This is a genomic window from Shinella granuli (assembly GCF_004341885.1).
In the GTDB taxonomy this organism is placed as follows: Bacteria; Pseudomonadota; Alphaproteobacteria; order Rhizobiales; family Rhizobiaceae; genus Shinella; species Shinella granuli.
Map to the genome: position 1 here is coordinate 40243 of NZ_SLVX01000012.1, position 18657 is coordinate 58899.

The 18657-nt window shown below is 66.7% G+C and carries 17 protein-coding genes; 8 read left to right on the forward strand and 9 right to left on the reverse strand.

Going from position 1 to position 18657, the window contains the following annotated elements; translation table 11 throughout:
• Positions 1-51: 51 nt before the first annotated feature.
• Positions 52-2031: an OmpA family protein gene (locus EV665_RS18515; RefSeq protein ID WP_133035220.1), complete on the forward strand. Its 1980-nt coding sequence runs from the start codon at positions 52-54 to the stop codon at positions 2029-2031.
• Positions 2032-2091: 60 nt separating this feature from the next.
• On the opposite strand, the gene mobB is transcribed toward EV665_RS18515, so the two are convergent.
• From mobB to EV665_RS18530, 3 genes are all read right to left on the reverse strand, one after another.
• Complete coding sequence (mobB, locus tag EV665_RS18520) at positions 2092-2613, reverse strand: molybdopterin-guanine dinucleotide biosynthesis protein B (protein ID WP_064330279.1); 522 nt, start codon at positions 2611-2613, stop codon at positions 2092-2094.
• Positions 2610-3245 (reverse strand): molybdenum cofactor guanylyltransferase MobA, encoded by a 636-nt coding sequence (mobA, locus tag EV665_RS18525; protein WP_064330278.1) that lies wholly within the window; start codon positions 3243-3245, stop codon positions 2610-2612. Before mobA ends, mobB begins: the two co-directional genes overlap by 4 nt.
• A gap of 155 nt (positions 3246-3400) precedes the next feature.
• On the reverse strand, positions 3401-4309 hold the full coding sequence (locus tag EV665_RS18530; protein ID WP_064330277.1) for a DMT family transporter: 909 nt from the start codon (positions 4307-4309) through the stop codon (positions 3401-3403).
• Positions 4310-4693: 384 nt separating this feature from the next.
• Here EV665_RS18530 and EV665_RS18535 point away from each other — a divergent pair, with 384 nt between their 5' ends.
• The gene (locus EV665_RS18535; protein WP_064330276.1) at positions 4694-7237 is read left to right on the forward strand and encodes a methyl-accepting chemotaxis protein; all 2544 of its coding nucleotides are present in this window, start codon (positions 4694-4696) and stop codon (positions 7235-7237) included.
• Positions 7238-7300: 63 nt separating this feature from the next.
• On the opposite strand, the gene EV665_RS18540 is transcribed toward EV665_RS18535, so the two are convergent.
• Together EV665_RS18540 and moaA are read right to left on the reverse strand one after the other, a co-directional pair.
• The gene (locus EV665_RS18540) at positions 7301-7948 is read right to left on the reverse strand and encodes a DUF1176 domain-containing protein (protein WP_133035221.1); all 648 of its coding nucleotides are present in this window, start codon (positions 7946-7948) and stop codon (positions 7301-7303) included.
• A 22-nt stretch (positions 7949-7970) separates the two neighbouring features.
• Positions 7971-8957 (reverse strand): GTP 3',8-cyclase MoaA, encoded by a 987-nt coding sequence (moaA, locus tag EV665_RS18545; RefSeq protein ID WP_245507763.1) that lies wholly within the window; start codon positions 8955-8957, stop codon positions 7971-7973.
• Positions 8958-9158: 201 nt separating this feature from the next.
• Between moaA and EV665_RS18550 the strand changes: the two genes are divergently transcribed.
• Both EV665_RS18550 and EV665_RS18555 read left to right on the forward strand, forming a co-directional pair.
• Positions 9159-9533, forward strand: a complete 375-nt coding sequence (locus EV665_RS18550) for a gamma-butyrobetaine hydroxylase family protein (RefSeq protein WP_064330273.1) — start codon at positions 9159-9161, stop codon at positions 9531-9533.
• Positions 9534-9590: 57 nt separating this feature from the next.
• Positions 9591-11414, forward strand: a complete 1824-nt coding sequence (locus EV665_RS18555; RefSeq protein WP_133035223.1) for a monovalent cation:proton antiporter-2 (CPA2) family protein — start codon at positions 9591-9593, stop codon at positions 11412-11414.
• A 130-nt stretch (positions 11415-11544) separates the two neighbouring features.
• On the opposite strand, the gene EV665_RS18560 is transcribed toward EV665_RS18555, so the two are convergent.
• Complete coding sequence (locus EV665_RS18560) at positions 11545-12039, reverse strand: MarR family winged helix-turn-helix transcriptional regulator (RefSeq protein ID WP_133035224.1); 495 nt, start codon at positions 12037-12039, stop codon at positions 11545-11547.
• 47 nt (positions 12040-12086) lie between these two features.
• Here EV665_RS18560 and EV665_RS18565 point away from each other — a divergent pair, with 47 nt between their 5' ends.
• The 4 genes from EV665_RS18565 (at position 12087) to EV665_RS18580 (ending at position 14923) form a co-directional block, all read left to right on the forward strand.
• A complete protein-coding gene (locus EV665_RS18565; RefSeq protein ID WP_064330270.1) occupies positions 12087-12995 on the forward strand; it encodes an alpha/beta hydrolase in 909 nt (302 codons plus the stop codon).
• A 73-nt stretch (positions 12996-13068) separates the two neighbouring features.
• Positions 13069-13677 carry a pyridoxamine 5'-phosphate oxidase family protein gene (locus tag EV665_RS18570; protein WP_064330269.1) on the forward strand — a complete coding sequence of 203 codons (609 nt, stop codon included), beginning with the start codon at positions 13069-13071 and terminating at the stop codon, positions 13675-13677.
• Between the two features lie 78 nt (positions 13678-13755).
• Entirely contained in the window at positions 13756-14142 is a 387-nt protein-coding gene (locus EV665_RS18575) for a hypothetical protein (RefSeq protein ID WP_133035225.1), read from the forward strand.
• A 19-nt stretch (positions 14143-14161) separates the two neighbouring features.
• Positions 14162-14923, forward strand: a complete 762-nt coding sequence (locus tag EV665_RS18580; protein WP_245507760.1) for a M15 family metallopeptidase — start codon at positions 14162-14164, stop codon at positions 14921-14923.
• Positions 14924-14957: 34 nt separating this feature from the next.
• Here the strand turns inward: EV665_RS18580 and EV665_RS18585 are convergent, their stop codons facing one another.
• The 3 genes from EV665_RS18585 to fumC all read right to left on the reverse strand — a co-directional run bounded on the left by EV665_RS18585 (position 14958) and on the right by fumC (position 18586).
• Positions 14958-15605 carry a L,D-transpeptidase gene (locus tag EV665_RS18585; protein WP_133035227.1) on the reverse strand — a complete coding sequence of 216 codons (648 nt, stop codon included), beginning with the start codon at positions 15603-15605 and terminating at the stop codon, positions 14958-14960.
• Between the two features lie 294 nt (positions 15606-15899).
• Complete coding sequence (locus EV665_RS18590; protein WP_064330267.1) at positions 15900-16970, reverse strand: GGDEF domain-containing protein; 1071 nt, start codon at positions 16968-16970, stop codon at positions 15900-15902.
• Positions 16971-17137: 167 nt separating this feature from the next.
• Positions 17138-18586, reverse strand: a complete 1449-nt coding sequence (gene fumC / locus EV665_RS18595; RefSeq protein ID WP_342636224.1) for a class II fumarate hydratase — start codon at positions 18584-18586, stop codon at positions 17138-17140.
• Positions 18587-18657 lie beyond the last annotated feature (71 nt).

Consider the following 18657-nt stretch of genomic DNA (forward strand, 5'->3'; position numbering starts at 1 on the left):
CCCCAAACCCCGATGCAATAGCGTGGAATGCTGGCAAACGAGGAAACGCCAATGCTTAAAAGAACGAGACTTCTGGCAACGGTGGCCCTGCCCATCGCTTCGCTGTCGTTTATCTGGCAGCCGGTCGAGGCCGCCGTGATGCGGCCGGTGCTGCCGCTGGTCGAAAAATCCGACGTGACGACGGTGCAGGCCGGGGAAGGCCAGTTCGGCGACGACCTGCTCATCCCGAAGCGCCGCAACCGCGAGGACCAGGGCAACGGCAACGAGGGCCGGCAGGACCGCAAGCGCAATCGCGAGGACGAAGGCGGCGGCAAGAACAACCGCGAGGCCAAGGAACAGCTCGACCGTCAGCGCGAGGAGCGCCGCCAGCAGGAGCGCAGCAAGAGGCAGCGCGAGGAACAGCGCCAGCAGGACGACCAGCAGAAGGCGCGCGAGGAGCGCCGCCAGCGCGACGCGGACCGCGACCGGCAGCGCAAGGAAGAGAATCAGCAGCGCAACCGCGAGGAGCGCAGCAAGAAGCAGCGTGACGCCGAGCGGGAGGAACAGCGCCGCCAGGATGACCAGCAGAAGGCACGCGAGGAGCGCCGCCAGCGCGATGCGGAACGTGACCGCAAGCGCCAGGAAGAGACCCAGCAAGGCAACCGCGAGGAGCGCCGCAAGAAGCAGCGTGACGCCGAGCGGGAAGAACAGCGCCGGCAGGACGAGCAGCAGAAGGCGCATGAGGAGCGCAGCAAGAAGCAGCGCGATGCGGCGCGCGAAGAGCAGCGCCAGGGCGAGGAGCAGCAGCGCAACCGCGAGGAACGCAGGCGCGAGGCCGAGCGCGAGCGCAAGCGCCCGGACGAGACGGCGGGGCGTCCGCGCCGCGAGCGGGACAAGGAGCGCGAGCGCATCGCCCGCGACCCGTCGCGCACGACCGGAACGATCGAGCTGCCGTTCATCGACGGCGCCGCCGTTCTCGACAGCGACAAGGACTGGGACAACCGCCGCGACCGCTCGCGCGAGGAACTGCGCCGCGAACGCGAGGAAAAGCGCCGCGACGTGCGCGTGCGCGTCCCTGAATCCGACCGCGATGCGCAGGTCGGCTGGGAAGGGCGTGACCGCATCCGCTACGAATCGGGCGACCGGGAGCGCGGCGAGCGGCGCGACCGCCGGCCGCGCTACGAGGAACGCGACGGCTGGCGCGTCCAGCGCGAGGTCGACAACCGCTTCGTGATCAATTTCGGCGACCGCATCATCGTGCGCTCTGACGACGGGCGACGCCTGTCGCGCCGCGCCACGGAGACCTATTACGAGGACCTGCCGAACGGCCGGGTGCGCGAGGTGATCGAACGGCCGAACGGCGACCGCGTCGTCACCATCCGCAACCGCTACGGCGAGATCATCCAGCGCTCGCGCATCGACGGCCGCGGCCGGGAATATGTGATGTTCTACGCGCCGGAGATCGACCGCGACAGCCGGCCGACCTTCGTCGATCCCGGCGAGCGGCTGCCGCCGATGCGCCTGACGATCCCGGTCGATGACTATATCGTCGACACGTCCGCGGAAGGAAGCATCGACTACCGCGACTTCCTGGGACGGCCCCCGGTCGAGCCGGTCGAGCGTGTCTATTCGCTCGACGAGGTGAAATATTCGGCCCGTATCCGCGACAAGGTGCGCCGCATCGACCTCGACACGATCACCTTCGCCACGGGCTCGGCGGAGATCTCGATGAACCAGGCCGCGACGCTGCGCAGGGTGGCCGAGGCGATGAACGAGATCCTCGACAAGGATCCCGGCGAGACCTTCCTGATCGAGGGCCACACGGATGCCGTCGGGTCGGACGAATCGAACCTCGTGCTCTCCGACGAGCGCGCCGAGGCCGTCGCCAACATCCTGACCGACGTCTACGACATCCCGCCGGAGAACCTGGCCACCCAGGGCTACGGCGAGCGCTTCCTGAAGATCGCCACGGACGCCGCCGAACAGCTCAACCGTCGCGTCACCATCCGCCGCGTCACCCCGCTGGTGAAGCCGGTGGCGATGGCCGAGTGACCGGTCGGCCCTGACGTACGCAAGGCCGCGGGTTTTGCCCGCGGCCTTTTTCGTCGCGGCTCAGTGTTCCGGGGTCTTCAATCCCGTCACCGCCACGACGAAGTCGGCGATCGTCGCCGTGTCGTCGAGGTCGAAGACGGGCAGGCCCGCGTCCGGGACGGGGTGGTCGGCGGCGATGGCGGTGATGTGGGGATCTTCGGGGGCGAGCGGCGTCCGGTTGGCGGCCTCCAGCCGCCGAGCCTCGATCTTGGGGATCGGCTCGCGCTTGTAGCCTTCGATGAGCACGAGGTCGCAGGGCGCCAGGCGCGCGAGGATTTCCTCGAAGCTCGGCTCCGGGGCGCCGCGCAGCTCGTGCATGATGGCATAGCGCGTGCCGGAGACGATGGTGACCTCGTGGGCGCCGGCCTGGCGGTGGCGATAGCTGTCGGCGCCGACCTTGTCGATGTCGAAGTCGTGGTGGGCATGCTTGATGGTGGAGACGCGGTAGCCGCGGGCGACGAGTTCGCTCACCAGGCGCACGGCAAGGCCCGTCTTGCCGGAATTCTTCCATCCGGCAATTCCGAAGATCTTCGGTCGTGTCATCGTTCCAGCACCCAGAGCCAGTTTTCCGCCTCGTCGAGATCGTCCGGCGTGTTGATGTTGAAGAAGGGATCGAACTCGCCGCGCGAGGTCTCGATCAGCGGGAAGGTGATTTCGCGGGCCTGGTGGCGCTCGAGATAGCTGCGCACGCGCAGCGCCCCGCCGCCTGCCAGCCATTCGGCGAGATCCGTGGCGAGGGTGACGGGCCAGAGGGCGAAGACGGGGTGGAGGCCGCTGACCGAGCGTGCCACCGCGATACGCTCCGGCGTGTCGACGACGCGCGACAGGCGAGCGACGAGATCAGTCGGGAAGAAGGGGCTGTCCGTCGGAACGGTGGCGACGTGGCTCGCCTCGGGATGGTGGCGCCGCGCATAGTCGAGGGCGGCGAGCACGCCGCCGAGCGGGCCGGCGCGGGCGGCATCCAGGTCGGCGAAGACCGGCAGTTCCTCGCCGCGCTCGAAGAGGACCGGGCCGTTGGCATTGACGGCGACGGCCGAGACCTGCGGCTTGAGGCGTCGCGCCGCACGGTCGATGAGGGCCGCGCCGCCGAGGCGGATGCGTGCCTTGTCCTGCCCCATGCGGGAGGAGAGGCCGCCGGCCAGGATCACGCCCACTATCGCATGCGTCGCTGTCATTTCGCTCCCATCGGCAGGTTTCGCCGTTTTCGTCTAGAGCATTTTGCGGCCGAGCGTAATCACCTTGCCCTTGTCGTCATCGCAAAACCGCTGCGCGTTTTTGCGCGGGCATGCTCTGAAGACAGATGGAGCGGCAGCGGCGGCGCGCAACCCTGTCAGGGCGATTCCGGTTTCGATTCCTGTGCCACGGCCTCCACGTCCCGGCGGCGGTTTTCCCGGTAGAAGGTGTAGAGGCCGGAGGCGACGATGATGCCAACGCCGACGGTCATCCAGAAATCCGGCACCTCGCCGAAGAACAGGAAGCCGATGGCGATCGCCCAGATGAGGCTTGTATAGCGGAAGGGCGCGATGAAGGAGATCTCGCCGGTGCGCATGGCGATGACGATGGTCTGGTAGCCGACGAGCAGCAGCACGCTGGCGGCGGCGAGGCGGACGAAGGCTTCGCCGGAGACCGGCTGCCAGCCGCCCATCGGCACGATCATCACCGCGCCGGTGACGGTGATCGACGCCGCGGTGATGACGCTGATGAACAGCGACGGCACGGACCGGTCGATGCGGCGGGTACACAGATCCCGCGCCGCCGCGCCGACGACCGAGGCGATGACATAGACGGCGGCGAGCGAAAAGCCCTCCGGGCCGGGGCGGATGACGATCAGCACGCCGGCAAAGCCGGCGATGATGGCCAGCCACCGCCGCCAGCCGACCTTCTCGTTGAGGAAGAGCGCCGCGCCGAGCGTGACGGCGAGCGGCAGGGCCTGGAGGATCGAGGCCGTGTTGGCGAGCGGCATGGCGCCGAGCGCCGAGACATAGGCGAGCGAGGCGAGGATTTCGGCGGCGATGCGCAGCGCCACGGCCGGCTGCAGCACGATCCGCCAGGAGCCGAGCGCGCCCATCCACCGGGCGATGGCGACGACGAGCACCGTGGTCATCAGCCCGCGCACGAAGAGGATCTGGCCGGTGTTCATGTCGCCGGTGACGGACTTGACGAGCGCGTCGTTGCAGGTGAAGCCGATCATGGCGATGGCCATGAACAGGGCGCCCTTGGCGTTGGCGGTGGTGGTCATGCAGGTGATTCCAGGCGAGTCTTCGCCCTTCTTAGGCACAATGCCCGCCGTATGCCATCATCCTTGCGGCTGGAACAAACGGGGTGATTGCCGCACGGAGCGGCAGTTGCGCGAAATCCGTGCAGAAAAGTATGATGATTTGGGCGCAAAGGCTTGAATTCCTGCCGCTTTGCCGAAGGAATTCATTAAGCTTCCCCACCTATCGTTGCGTCATCCCAATGAGCGATCGCATGATGCGACGGGTGAGGGCGGGCCGCCTGATGCAAGATCGGCCGAAGCCTTGAATCAGCACCGGCCGCGCTCCGATGACGAGCCTGAGCGGCCGTTTCGGCTTTGAGGAACACCCGACGGGATCTTGGTCGTCATAAAAACGTCGGGGAACCCATGTCCTTCATCGACCGCCTGCTCCAGCAGCGCCGCATCGTTACCAAGGTGCTGCTGTTCGTCATTCCTCTCGTCGCGCTGATCGCGGGCATCGGCCTTGTCGGTTACTTCACCGCGAGCACGCTGAACGGCCACATGACGGTGACGCGCGAGACGATCAACAGTCTGTCGCATTTCCAGAATCTCCGCACCGGCTTGCAGGACTTCGTCGACAGGCCCGGCGAGGCGACGCGGGCGGCGCTCGGCGCGCGCATCGACGAGCAGGAGGCCGGCATCAACGATCTCGATGCCCTCCTGCCCGATGCGGCCGAGAAGGCGAAGATCGCCTCGGTCGTGGCGCTGGCCGGGACCATGCGCGAGCAGAGCGAAACGCTCTGGTCGATCGACCAGGAGCGCAACGCCGTGACGGCGGGGCTGGAAGAGGCGCTGGCGACGATGGCCAAGGACGGTGCCTTCGCCGAAAAGCAGATCGGTGTCATCCGCAACGAATCGGGCGAGAAGGAAGCCTTCGCCAAGGCGCTACTGTTCGATGCCGCCGCCTATCAGGGCCTTGCCGAACGCATCGGCAAGTTCCGCAAGCCGGTGGCGCTCGCCATGAAGGCGGAGGACAAGGTCAAGGCGGCCGAGACCTACCTGCCGCAGCTCCTCAAGCAGCTCGACGAATCCCGGGCGATCGCCTCGCCGAAGGCGCTGGAGCAGATCAAGCCCTTCGAGGCCGAACTCGCCAAGGTCAAGGACATCCTGGCCGGCAGCGACGATGCGGAAGCCAAGAAGACGAAGTTCGTGCCCGTTCTGACCAAGCTTTCCAAGTTCGACGCCGACTTCCTCAAGGAGGCCGGCAAGAATTCCGACACGGCGGCAAAGCGCTTCGTCGGCATGGATGCCGAGATCGCGCTCCTGAAGACGCTGATCACGCTGATGGGCGACACGTTCAAGGGCATCGACGAGACGCGCCTGCATATCAGCGAACTGCACCGCAAGCTCGACCAGCCGAGCCGCGACGCCGTGCTGGCCGACGTGAAGGCCGTCGCCGGCAGCGCTGCCGAGCTTGCCAAGCTGGGCACGAAGAACGCCGCCCTGCGTGATCTCTCGCAGAAGCTCGCCCCGTCGCTCGCCAGGATCGAGCAGGGCACCCAGGACCTCATCTCCGTCGGCGAGAAGTGGCAGGCCGCGCGCGCCGCCGCCTATGCCTCCGTCGCCGATGCCAGCCAGACGCTGGAGCAGTTCGTCTCCAGCGCCCAGGAGGCGGGCAAGAAGGACAGCCAGCGCTCGGCCAACGTCTCGATCATCGCCATGGTCGCCGGCACGCTGCTCGCCATCATCGGCGGCCTGATGCTCGTCGAAACGCTGCGCGGCCCGCTGAAGCGGGTGACGGAAGCCATGTCGCGGCTGGCGAGCGGCGACCTCGACATCAGCATCGACGGCCGCAACCGCGGCGACGAGATCGGCGACATGGTGCGCTCGGTCGCCGTCTTCCGCGATGCGGCGCGGGAAAACATCCGCCTGGAGCAGGAGGCCGAGGCCCAGCGCCAGATGACGGCCGAGGAGCAGGCGCGCCGCGCCAGCGAGCAGGCCCGCATCGAGGCGGAGCAGACCGAGGCGCTGACGGCCCTGTCGGATGTGCTCGGCCAGCTTGCCGCCGGCAACCTGGAGGAAAGCATGACGGAGGCGCTGGCCGCCGAATATGTCGCGATGGCGCGCACCTACAACAACGCGGTCGAGGCCCTGCGCGTCACCCTGTCGGACGTGCGCGCGACGACGATGGAGATCAATGGCGGCACGGGCAACCTCGCCACCTCCGCCGACGATCTCGCCCGCCGCACCGAACAGCAGGCGGCGGCGCTGGAGGAAAGCTCGCGGGCGCTGCGCCAGCTCACCGACATCGTGCGTTCGACGGCCGAAAGCGCCCAGAAGACGGCGGTGTCCGTCGACGAGACGCACAGCTATGCGAAACGCTCCGGCGAGGTCGTGGCCAAGGCGGTGGACGCCATGGGCGAGATCAACCGGTCGTCGGAGAAGATCAGCACGATCATCGGCGTCATCGACGAGATCGCCTTCCAGACCAACCTGCTCGCGCTCAATGCCGGCGTCGAGGCGGCGCGAGCCGGCGAGGCGGGCCGCGGCTTTGCCGTCGTCGCGCAGGAGGTTCGCGAGCTTGCCCAGCGCTGCGCCGGTGCCGCCCGCGAGATCAAGGGCCTGATCTCCGACAGTTCGGCGCAGGTCCGGAACGGCGTTGCGCTCGTCACCGAGACCGGCGAGGCGCTGACCGTCATCAACGAGCACATCTCCTCGATCCATGCGCTGGTCGGCCAGATCGAGGCGGCGGCCGCCGCGCAGTATGACGGCATCAACGAGGTGAACCAGGCGGTGCACCAGGTCGAGCTCATCACGCAGCAGAACGCGGCGATGGTGGAGGAGAACACGGCCGAGATCCACGGCCTGCGCCATCGCGTCGAAGTCCTCAACCAGAAGATCGACCACTTCAAGACGCGCGACCTCGATACGCGCGAGGGCGGTTATTACGGGCAGCACCACGCGGCGTGATGCGCCTGCCATCAACGAAAACGGCCGGGCGGACGCCCGGCCGTTTTCGTTTGCGCCGTTCCCCTACTTGCCGGCCTCGTAGACCACGTAGCTCTCCGGCACCGCGGGGTCCGGGTCGCCGTAGGTCGGGTCGAACTCGAAGCGGGTCAGCGTGAAATCGCCGTTGCGGAAGACCCATTCGCCGCTGTCCCAGGCGTCACCGATGCCGCGCCAGGCGGTGTGGCTGGTGATGGTGCGGGTCTTCTCGTCGAAGCTCGCATTGACCAGCAGCGCGGTGGCGCGGAAGCCGCGGATCTTCGGCTCGGCGGTCAGCCGGCTGTTCTCCTCGTTCGCATATTCATAGGCAAGGTCCGGCGTGGCGAAGGCGATGAGTTTCGGCGTGTCGCTGTCGCCGGTCTTCAGGACGAAGGCATTGCGGATATTGTAGGCGCCCGAGCCGCAGAACAACTGGTAGAGCTCGGCCTCGATGTCGGGACCGTTCGGATCGTAGCCGGGCTTGTAGGCGAAGCGGTAGAGGGCGTGGCCGAATCCTTCCGCCTCGGGACCGACCATCGGCACGTCCTCCATGCCGTTCATGTCGCAATCCGCGCCGAGGGCGGCCCTGGCGACCGCCTCGGCGGCGGCGATGCCCTCCGGCCGCTCGGCGGCAAGGCCGAGGGAAGGAAGGGCGGCGACAAGGAGGGCGGGGAGGATGGCCGGAAGGACGTTCACCAAAACCTCGCTTTCGGCGGGGTCAGCCGCCGGTGACGCTCATGTGGCGGGCGACGGCCGGGCGGTTGCGGCGGTCGATGACGAAATCGTGGCCCTTCGGCTTGCGGGTGATCGCCTCGTCGATCGCCTGCGAGAGCAGGGCGTCGTCGTCGGAGGCCCGCAGCGGCAGGCGCAGGTCCGCCGCATCGTTCTGGCCGAGGCACATGTAGAGCGTGCCGGTGCAGGTGAGGCGCACGCGATTGCAGCTTTCGCAGAAATTGTGCGTCATCGGCGTGATGAAACCGAGACGGCCGCCGGTCTCGGCGACCGTGACGTAGCGCGCCGGGCCGCCGGTGCGATAGGCGTTCTCCGTCAGGGTGAAGTCGTCTTCGAGGCGGGCGCGCATCTCCGACAGCGGCATGTAGCGGTCGGTGCGGTCTTCCTCGATCTCGCCCATCGGCATGGTCTCGATGAGGGTGAGGTCCATGCCGCGGCCATGCGCCCAGCGCATCAGATCGGGGATCTCGCGGTCGTTGAAATCCTTCAGCGCCACGGCGTTGATCTTGATGTGGAGGCCGGCGGCCTGCGCGGCGTCGATGCCTTCCAGAACCTTGGAGAGGTCGCCCCAGCGGGTGATGGTCCGGAACTTCTGCGCGTCGAGCGTGTCGAGGGAGACGTTGATGCGGCGCACGCCGCAATCGGCAAGCTCGGCCGCGTGCCGGGCGAGCTGCGAGCCGTTGGTCGTCAGCGTCAGTTCGTCGAGGCGCCCGTCGTGCACCTGGCGGCCGAGTTCGCGCACGAGATGCATGATGTTCTTGCGCACCAGCGGCTCGCCGCCGGTCAGCCGGAGCTTGCGCACGCCCTTGGCGATGAAGGTGGAACAGAGCCGGTTCAGCTCTTCCAGCGTCAGCAGGTCCTTCTTCGGCAGGAAGGTCATGTTCTCCGCCATGCAATAGGTGCAGCGGAAATCACAGCGGTCGGTCACCGACACGCGCAGATAGGTGATGGCGCGCCCGAGGGGGTCGATCATCGGTGCGTCGGACTGCGCGATCGGGTTCGCGCCACCCAGCGGGCCTGCATACGAATTCAAAACACGTCCTCCATTGCCGACATGTCGTGTGCCCGGGGCGCAGCGTCAAGCCGGTGCGGCGATTATGACAGCATTTTGCGCCTTGCGCATCCTCGATCTGGCGCATAGTCCTTCGCGACAACAGACGGGAAAGGAAACGGGATGAGCGATCTCTGGCCGACCGAACTGCGCGTGACGAAGGACCGCCAGCGCCTCGTCGTGACCTTCAACGACGGCGCGCGCTTCGATCTTTCCGCCGAACTCCTGCGCGTGCTCTCGCCCTCGGCGGAAGTGCAGGGCCACGGGCCGGGCCAGAAGGTGACGGTGCCGGGAAAGCGCAATGTCGCGATCATCTCGATGACGCCGACCGGCAACTATGCCGTGCGCATCGGCTTCGACGACCTTCACGATACCGGCATCTATACGTGGTCCTATCTCCGGGAACTCGGGGAAAAAGGCGCGGAACTCTTCGCCGCCTATGAGCGCGAGCTTGCGGAGAAAGGCATGAGCCGCGATATTTCGGAGAAACCGCGGTAACATGTCGGACTGCCTGACGAAGGTAGCGTCCACCCACAAACGAACGGGAGATGCCCCTTGGCAGGCGAAGCGAATGCAAATGATCTCACCCAGGTCGTCGTGCTCCTGGCGGCGGGCGTGGCGGCCGTGCCGGTCTTCAAGAAGATCGGCCTCGGCTCGGTGCTCGGCTATCTCGCCGCCGGGCTGGTGATCGGTCCCTTCGGGCTCGGCTTCTTCGCCGATCCGCAGGCGATCATCCATGTCGCCGAGCTCGGCGTGGTGATGTTCCTCTTCATCATCGGGCTGGAGATGCAGCCCTCCCGGCTCTGGGGCATGCGCAAGGACATTTTCGGGCTCGGCGCGATCCAGGTCATGGGTGCCATGGCGGCGCTGACGGGTATCGGCGTGTCGATGGGCTTTCCGCTCATTCCCTCCTTCGTCGCCGGCACCGGCTTCGTCCTCACCTCCACCGCCATCGTCATGCAGATGCTGCAGGAGCGCGGCACGATGTCGACGCTGAAGGGCCAGCGCATCATCGCGATCCTGCTCTTCGAGGATCTCGCCATCGTGCCGCTGCTGGCGATCGTCACGCTGCTCGGCACGGGGGCGGCGGCGACGGATGCCTCCGACCGCTGGCTTTCCATCGGCATCGCCATCGGCGCCATCGTGGCGCTGGTGCTGGCGGGGCGCTACCTGCTCAACCCGCTCTTCCGGGTGCTGGCGGCCTCCGGCGCGCGCGAGGTGATGACGGCGGCGGCGCTGCTCGTGGTGCTCGGATCGGCGCTCGCCATGCAGGTCTCCGGCCTCTCCATGGCCATGGGCGCGTTCCTTGCCGGGGTGCTGCTCTCCGAATCGAGCTTCCGCCACCAGCTCGAGGCCGACATCGAGCCGTTCCGCGGCATCCTGCTCGGCCTCTTCTTCCTCGGCGTCGGCATGGCGATCGACCTTGGGGTGATCGCCGCCAACTGGCAGCTCGTGGTGGCGAGCGTCGTCGGCTACATGATCGCGAAGCTTCTCCTGATCTACGTGGTCGCGCGTCTTCTCGGCACCTGCCATGCCGAAAGCCTGGAGCGCGCCGTGCTGATGGCGCAGGGCGGCGAATTCGCCTTCGTGCTCTATGCCGCGGCCGTTGCCGCCGGCATCCTCAACGGCGAGGAGAACGCCATCCTGACGGCGACGATCATCATCTCGATGGTGCTGACGCCGCTGATGGTCATCCTGCACGACCGCATCGTGCCGAAGCAGCAGCCGTCCACCGAGGGGCTGACCCTGCCGGAAAACGTCGAGGGCACGGTGCTGATGATCGGCTTCGGCCGTTTCGGCCAGATCGTCAGCCAGCCGCTGCTCGCCCGCGGCTACACGCTCTCGCTGATCGACAAGGATGCCGAGTTCGTGCGCGATGCCGCCGATTTCGGCTTCAAGGTCTATTACGGCGACGGCGCGCGCATCGACATCCTGCATGCCGCCGGCGCCTCGACCGCCAAGGCGATCCTCATCTGCCTCGACGACGAGGCGGCGGCGGTGAAGATCGCCGAGATCGTGCGCGAGGAGTTCCCGCTCGTGCCGATCCTGGCGCGCGCCTATGATCGCGGCCATGCCGTCGACCTCGTCCATGCCGGCGTCGACTTCCAGATCCGCGAGACCTTCGAATCGGCGATGGTGTTCAGCCGCGAGACGCTGAAGGCGCTGGGCGAGGACGAGGATCTTGCCGCCGAGGTGGTGGAGGAATTCCGCGACGTCGACCGCGAGCGGCTGGAGCTGGAAATGGTCGGCGGCATCTATGCCGGCCGCCAGCTCATCCGCGGCAACGCCCAGCCGGCCGACATCGTCGCGGCGCGCACCGCCCGCGAGCGGGCGGCGGAGGAGGAGCGGCACCGCCGCGAACAGGAAGAGGCGAGCTGAGGCCGCCAGATCCGCCGAGGCGATGGGAACGCGCCTTGCCTCCTGCCCAATAGGTGCGACGGCGATCTTGCTTTGCCGCCGGCGCCTGTGAAATCCCGCAGGTGCGCGTCGGCGTGCACCCGTCTCCGGTTCACCGGGTTTTCGCCAGGAGGGAATCGTCGGGTTCGTCGCTCTCCATCGTCTGGAGAATGCGGATGATGTCCTCCATCGCCTCGGCGACCGCGAGGCAGCGCTCGGCCGGCGCTTGCGAGAGGGTGCGGTCGATCAGGCCGGTCTGGATGGCCATCGCCTCCTCGGTCAGGCTGCGACCCGTCCCGGTCAGCGACAGGCGGAGCACACGCTTGTCCTTGGCGTCGGCCCGGCGCTCGATCAGGCCGCGCTTTTCGAGCTGCGGCAGCAGCATGCTCATGTTGGAGCGGCCGACGAGCAGCTTGCGGGCGAGGTCCTGCTGGGAGATGCCGTCGAAGCGGTAGAGGTTGATCAGGATGTCGAGATGCGGCGGCTTGATGCCGAGGTCGGCGATCGCCCGGCCCATCGCCTGCTGCATGAGCTGGCAGGCGCGTCCCACGCCGATCCAACTGCGAAAGCGCGGATGATCCCAGGGGAAGGCTTGATTTTTGTTCATCGTTGTACTTTATTGTTCAATATTGAACATTTTTCTGGAATCCCACTATGGCATCCTTTGGCTTGAAGGTCATCCGGCTGGCGCTGTCCGGCGTGGCCAGGATTTCCCCCGATGCGGCCGGCCGCGCCGCCTTCCGCCTCTTCGCGACGACGCCCGGCCGCCGGCCGCGCACGGCGAAGGAGAAGGAGCTTTTCGCGCGTTCCGAGGGGTGGATGCGGCAGGCGGAGCGCGTGCCGCTCGCCTTTGCCGGCGGCAGGGCGGTCGCGCATCGCTTCGCCGCCCGCCCGTGCCAGAGCTTTTCCGGCCGGGTGCTCGTGGTGCACGGCTGGGGTTCGCGCGCGGCCTATCTCACGGCGCTGACGGAAGCGCTCGTCGCCGCCGGCCACGAGGTCGTGGCGCTCGACCTGCCGGGGCATGGCGCCTCGGGCGGGCGCACGCTGACGCTGCCGATGGCCGTCCGGGCGATCGATGCGGCCTGGCAGCGCTTCGGCGGCTTCGACTATTTCTGCGGCCATTCCTTCGGCGGCGCCTCGCTCGCCTGTGCGGCGAGCGGCCTCGTGCCGTCGGTGCCGGCGCACCGGCCGCGCCGGCTGGTCACCATCGGCTCGCCGAGCGAGATGACCTGGCTGTTCAAGGACCTCGGCCGTTTCCTCAAGCTCGGGCCGAAGGCGCAGGTCGCGCTGGAGAACCATGTGGAGCGCATCGCCGGCGCGCCGCTTTCGGCCTTCGACGCGGCCAACGGGGCAGGGCGGCTGAAATCCCCCATGCTGGTGCTCCATGCACAGGACGACAAGGAGGTGCCGGCGCTGCACGCCCGGCGCTACGCCGCCGCCGGCCCGAATGTCACGCTCGAATGGGCGAACGGTTTCGGCCATCGCCGCATCGTCTCCGCCGAGCCGGTGATCGACCGCATCGTGCAATTCCTTGCGGAGGATGCGGCGCGCATCGCCGCCTGACGGACTTTTCGTCACGCGCCTGTCATGCAAGGGTGCGATGCGCCGCAGCGGTCGCACAGCACGGGAGACAGGCATGAGCATCGTCACTTCGGTCGAGGAACTGAACGCGCTTTACGGGGTCCCGGGCGAGGCCTCGCTCGTCAAGGTGACGGACTACCTGCTGCCGGAATACCGCACGATGATCGAGGCCTCGCCCTTCATGGCGCTCGCCACCGTCGGGCCGGAAGGGCTCGATTGTTCGCCGCGCGGCGATGCCGGCGCCGTCATCCATGTCGAGGACGAGCGCACCTTGATGCTGCCCGACTGGCGCGGCAACAACCGCATCGATTCGCTCTCCAACATCGTGCGCGATCCGCGCGTCGCGCTGATGTTCCTCATTCCCGGCTCCAACACGACCATGCGCCTCAACGGCCGCGCTGTGGTGCGTATCGATGCCGAGATCACCGGGCGCTTCGTGATGGACGGGAAACATCCGCGCTCGGTGGTCGTCATCACCATCGAGGAGGTCTATTCGCAATGCGCCCGCGCCGTGCTGCGCGCCGACCTCTGGAATCCGGAAAAGTTCCGCGATACGGCGTGCCTGCCGACGGTCGGGCAGATGCTCGCCTCGGCCAGGAAGGGGTTTGACGGCGCTGCCTATGACCGGGAATGGCCGGGCCGCGCCGCCAAGTCCATGTGGTGAGCGCCGGCGAATATCCCGCCGCCGTCGCCCGTCTTGTTCTCGATGATGATCGGCCTTGGCCGGAAAGTGGAGCAGGGAATGCGAAAAGGACTTTTTGCGGCGGCTTTTACCGCTGTGCTTGCAGTTTCGACCGGGGCGGCCAGGGCGGACGAGCTGATCGAGAGCTACGGCGCCTATATCGGCCAGGACGATCTCTACAATTCCAGCAACGAGCGCCTGACGCAGCCCTGGCAGGTCATCCGCCAGGATCGCGCCAACGTGCACCGCTTCGGCGTGCGCCAGCCCGGCGACGATCTCGACAGCTTCTTCGCTTCCCCGCGCAACCGCGAGCTTGCCGAGCGCATGATCCGCGCCGGCCGCATCGAGCGCAGCGCCGCCCGCCGGCTGCTCGATGGCGACGTGCAGATCTACGTCGAAATCTGGCGCGGGGCGGGAGGCGATTATATCAACATCTCGGTCAACTAGCCGCCGCCTCGTTGCGGCCGTGCTCCTGCTGGCCGCGTCCCCGGCCGGTGCGGCGGAGCCCGATCTTGCGGCCCGCCTGGAGCTGCTGGTGGCCGCCTATCCGGAAAGCCTTGCCGGTATCGAGGGCAACACGCTCCTCTTCAAGGACGGCGGGCCGCCGCTTCAGATCGACGACGGCAGGACGAAGGACCACCAGGCGGCGCTCGCCGCCGGCGATGTCGAGGACAGCCTGCGGCAGATCTATCCGCTGGGGGCCTGCGAGAGGACGCCGGAGGTCGATTTCGACCCCGGCCGCATCCGCAGCGACGCGCTGATGATGCGGCTCTACGGGGCCTCGGCGAAGGCGGTCTCGGCCGATCTCGTGCCGGTCAAATGGTTCGGCGAGACGCTGCGCGTGACGAAGCGGCAGGGCGCGGCCGCGGCCTTGGAGAAGGTGCGCGACGAACTTGCCGTCAGGCCGGAGCTGAAGCGCTACCTCTCGCCCTCGGCCGGCGTGTTCAACTGGCGCAAGGTCTCCGGCGCGAAGAACATGTCGGTGCACAGCTTCGGCGCGGCGCTCGATCTCAACACGAAGTTCGCGGACTACTGGGTCTGGTCCGGCGGCAAGCCCGGCAGGGTGCCGACATACGCCAACAAATATCCGCTCGAAATCGTCGAGATCTTCGAGCGGCACGGCTTCGTCTGGGGCGGGCGCTGGTATCACTACGATACGATGCATTTCGAGTACCGCCCGGACCTCATCGCGATCGCAAAGGCGGCAGGCGCTTCCGCCTGCCGCTGATTGGATCGTGGGGCCACCCGCCTCTTCCGGAAAATCAATCGCGGACGATGACCGTCACGCCCGTCGTGACCTGGGCATAGAGGTGTTCGACGTCCTCGTTCGCCATGCGGATGCAGCCGGACGACTGGGCCTTGCCGAGCGAGGAGGGCTGGTTGGTGCCGTGGATGCGGTAGATGGTGGAGCCGAGATAGATGGCGCGCGAGCCGAGCGGGTTTTCGAGGCCGCCCTTCATCGAGACCGGCAGGATCTTGCCCTTCTTGGCCTCGCGGGCGCGCATGTCCTCCGGCGGCGTCCAGGTCGGCCATTCGCTCTTGCGCGTCACCTTTTCCGTGCCGGTCCACAGGAAGCCTTCGCGGCCGACGCTGACGGCGTATTTCATGGCAAGGCCGGAGCCGAGGACGTGGTAGAGGCGGCGTTCAGAATTGTCGACGATGATCGTGCCCGGCGCGACCTTCTCGTTGAAGGCGACGAGTTCGCGGGCGATCGGCGCGCGGGAGACGGCGGCGATCTTCTTCTCCGACTTGACCGGCGTGCCGCCCGAGAGCACCTGCAGCCAGCCCGTCTTGTGGGCGGAGGAGGAGAGCGAGGCGACCTCGACCGGATCGACCGCCTTGTCGGCGGCGACGGCGGCGCCTGCGGTGGAAAGGAGGCCTGCGATAAATGCGATGGCGAGCGTTTTCATTGTCCTGGTCCCTGTCGTCGGCCGTAGCTTCATGCCCGGCGCCTTGTTCTGATAGGGACGTTGTAGGACAGCGCTGCCGGCCACGATGTTCCGGCGGGAACAGGTTCGTCAGAACGGCTGGATCCAGACGAGGCTGCTCAGCATCAGCGCGGCGATCATCGTCAGTTCGAAAAATCCGGTTTGCATGGCACGATCCTCCCACGCCCGGAACGCGCGGGCGCCATCATGGTTCCCGCCGGAGGCAAAATGCAGAACGGCGCCCGCAGGCGCCGTTTTCGAGGGGAACAGGCCCGCTTACTTGCGGTAGATCAGCCAGCTCTTCGTGAAATCCTTCTTCATGCCGTCCTCGAACGGCATGGTGCGGTTGCGCCCGCCGTTCTTGGCGCAATAAAGGGCGATGTCGGCCTTGGAGTAGAGTTCGCCCGGGCCGTCCGCCCAGGAGGCCATGCAGAAGCCGAGCGAGATGGTGATCGGGCCGTAATTGACGCCGGTCTTGGAATTCTTGAAGGGCGTGTGCTCCAGCGCGACGCGGATGCGCTCGGCGATGGCCATCGCCTCTTCCTCGGTATTGCCCTCGACGATCATGGCGAATTCCTCGCCGCCGGTGCGGGCGACGAGGATGTCCTTGCGCACGTTCGCGCGGATCAGGCTGCCGACGGAGGCGAGGATCTTGTCGCCGACCGGGTGGCCGTAGGTGTCGTTGATCTTCTTGAAATGATCGATGTCGGCGAGGATCAGCGCGGTCACGTTGCGCGACATCGTCGAATTGTAGATGGCGGAGAGCTTGTCGTCGAAGGCGCGGCGGTTGGAAAGCTGCGTCAGCGAATCTGTGTTGGCGATGCGCTTGTACTCGTCGAGCTCCTTGCGCACATTGTCCATCTCGATCGATTTCTGCGCGACGTTCTGCACCATCTCCTTGCCCTGGTTGATGGTGTCGCCGGTCGCTTCCGTCAGAACGCCGATGACGCTCTTGATGATGTCGACGCTGGTGGCGTTCTTGCCGGTGATGCGCACGAAGGTCTCGTCGAGCAGCTTGTTGTAGCTTTCGAGCGAGGTCTGCTCCTGCTTGAGGAGGCGCAGCAGGCCTTCGAGCTCGCCGACGATCCGGGTATGCGCGCCGTCGATGGCGTTGGCCCCGTGGTGGTGGCCGAAATATTGCGCGCCGATCTCGTCCAGTTCCTCCTGGGAGGCCTTGCTGCCGAGCGCCGCCAGTTCCCGCGTCAGCTTGGGATTGGAGCCGATATAGGCCTCATAGAACAGCTCGTAGTTTCGCGGAATGGGCGAAACACCCATTATGCGCATCGCATAGGTCACTTGCGCGGCGATATCCGGCACCTGGACCTTTTGCGCAACGGCCGTGTTCATGTCGGCTGCTCCTGATTTCCTTCGTTGGCTCCCGACCCGCAAAATAAGACTAAAATGCTTTGGGAATTATTAACGGTTGTAGATGCCGCAGGGGAAAGCAGGCAGTAAAAAAGGCCGCAGATTCAATGATCTGCGGCCCGTGTAGAAGAATGTTCGAAAATTCTGCCTCAACCCGGCATAATCATTTTTTCCGGACGCACAACCGCGTCGAATTCCTCGTTGGTGACGTAGCCGCCGCCGACGGCTTCCTCGCGCAGCGTCGTGCCGTTCTTGTGGGCGGTCTTGGCGATCTTGGCGGCGTTGTCGTAGCCGATCTTCGGGGCGAGCGCAGTGACGAGCATCAGCGAGCGGTCGAGCGCCGCCTTGATGTTGTCCTCGCGGGCCTCGATGCCGGTGACGCAATTGTCGGTGAAGGAGATCGCGGCGTCGGAGAGGAGCTGGACGGATTGCAGGAAGTTGTAGGCCATCAGCGGGTTGAAGACGTTCAGCTCGAAATGGCCCTGGCTGCCGGCGAAGGTGAGGGAGGCATGGTTGCCGAAGACCTGGGCGCAGACCTGGGTCAGCGCCTCGCACTGGGTCGGGTTGACCTTGCCGGGCATGATGGACGAGCCGGGCTCGTTTTCCGGCAGCGCCAGCTCGCCGAGGCCCGAGCGCGGGCCGGAGCCGAGGAAGCGAATGTCGTTGGCGATCTTGAACAGCGCGGCGGCGGCCGCGTTGATCGCGCCATGCGAGAAGACCATGGAATCGTGGGCGGCCAGCGCCTCGAACTTGTTCGGCGCGGTCTTGAAGGCGATGCCGGTGATCGTGGCGATGTGCTCGGCGACCTTTTCGGCGAAGCCGACCGGGGCATTGAGGCCCGTGCCGACGGCCGTGCCGCCCTGGGCGAGCTCGCACAGGCCCGGCAGCGTCAGTTCGATGCGCTTGATGGAGGAGGCGACCTGCGCGGCGTAGCCGGAGAATTCCTGGCCGAGCGTCAGCGGGGTGGCGTCCTGCGTGTGCGTGCGGCCGATCTTGATGATGTGGTCGAAGGCCTTGACCTTCGCTTCCAGGGCCGCATGCAGGTGCTTCAGCGCCGGCAGGAGGTCATGGACGATGCGCTCGGCGCAGGCGATGTGCATGGCCGTCGGGTAGGTGTCGTTCGACGACTGGCTCATGTTGACGTGGTCGTTCGGGTGCACCGGCTTCTTCGAGCCCATGACGCCGCCGAGCATCTCGATCGCGCGGTTGGAGATCACCTCGTTGGCGTTCATGTTCGACTGGGTGCCCGAGCCCGTCTGCCAGACGACGAGCGGGAAGTGATCGTTCAGCTTGCCGTCGATGACTTCCTGGGCGGCTTCCGTGATCGCCTTGCCGATCTCGGGGTCGAGGCGGTTCAGCTCCATGTTGGCGCGGGCGGCGGCCTGCTTGACGATGCCGAGCGCGCGCACGACCGACAGCGGCTGCTTTTCCCAGCCGATCTTGAAGTTGCCGAGCGAGCGCTGGGCCTGCGCGCCCCAATAGCGGCTGTTGTCCACCTCGATGGGGCCGAATGTATCCGTTTCCGTGCGCGTCGATGTCATTGTGCTTCCCGCTAAATACCCATGCGCTTCGGTGAGCCGCCGGCGATGCCGCCGCATGGGAGGCGGCAGGCCGGGAACGCGCGTGCCCCCCGGGGCTGCGCGCTGGCGCGAAAAAATCGCGCAAATCT

What these genes read in the sequence shown, in the direction of transcription:
- EV665_RS18515 (WP_133035220.1), top strand. Translation starts at nt 52, where the DNA reads ATGCTTAAAAGAACGAGACTTCTGGCAACGGTGGCCCTGCCCATCGCT.
- mobB (WP_064330279.1), bottom strand. Translation starts at nt 2,613, where the DNA reads ATGACACGACCGAAGATCTTCGGAATTGCCGGATGGAAGAATTCCGGC.
- mobA (WP_064330278.1), bottom strand. Translation starts at nt 3,245, where the DNA reads ATGACAGCGACGCATGCGATAGTGGGCGTGATCCTGGCCGGCGGCCTC.
- EV665_RS18530 (WP_064330277.1), bottom strand. Translation starts at nt 4,309, where the DNA reads ATGACCACCACCGCCAACGCCAAGGGCGCCCTGTTCATGGCCATCGCC.
- EV665_RS18535 (WP_064330276.1), top strand. Translation starts at nt 4,694, where the DNA reads ATGTCCTTCATCGACCGCCTGCTCCAGCAGCGCCGCATCGTTACCAAG.
- moaA (WP_245507763.1), bottom strand. Translation starts at nt 8,957, where the DNA reads ATGATCGACCCCCTCGGGCGCGCCATCACCTATCTGCGCGTGTCGGTG.
- EV665_RS18550 (WP_064330273.1), top strand. Translation starts at nt 9,159, where the DNA reads ATGAGCGATCTCTGGCCGACCGAACTGCGCGTGACGAAGGACCGCCAG.
- EV665_RS18560 (WP_133035224.1), bottom strand. Translation starts at nt 12,039, where the DNA reads ATGAACAAAAATCAAGCCTTCCCCTGGGATCATCCGCGCTTTCGCAGT.
- EV665_RS18565 (WP_064330270.1), top strand. Translation starts at nt 12,087, where the DNA reads ATGGCATCCTTTGGCTTGAAGGTCATCCGGCTGGCGCTGTCCGGCGTG.
- EV665_RS18570 (WP_064330269.1), top strand. Translation starts at nt 13,069, where the DNA reads ATGAGCATCGTCACTTCGGTCGAGGAACTGAACGCGCTTTACGGGGTC.
- EV665_RS18575 (WP_133035225.1), top strand. Translation starts at nt 13,756, where the DNA reads ATGCGAAAAGGACTTTTTGCGGCGGCTTTTACCGCTGTGCTTGCAGTT.
- EV665_RS18585 (WP_133035227.1), bottom strand. Translation starts at nt 15,605, where the DNA reads ATGAAAACGCTCGCCATCGCATTTATCGCAGGCCTCCTTTCCACCGCA.
- EV665_RS18590 (WP_064330267.1), bottom strand. Translation starts at nt 16,970, where the DNA reads ATGAACACGGCCGTTGCGCAAAAGGTCCAGGTGCCGGATATCGCCGCG.
- fumC (WP_342636224.1), bottom strand. Translation starts at nt 18,586, where the DNA reads ATGCGGCGGCATCGCCGGCGGCTCACCGAAGCGCATGGGTATTTAGCG.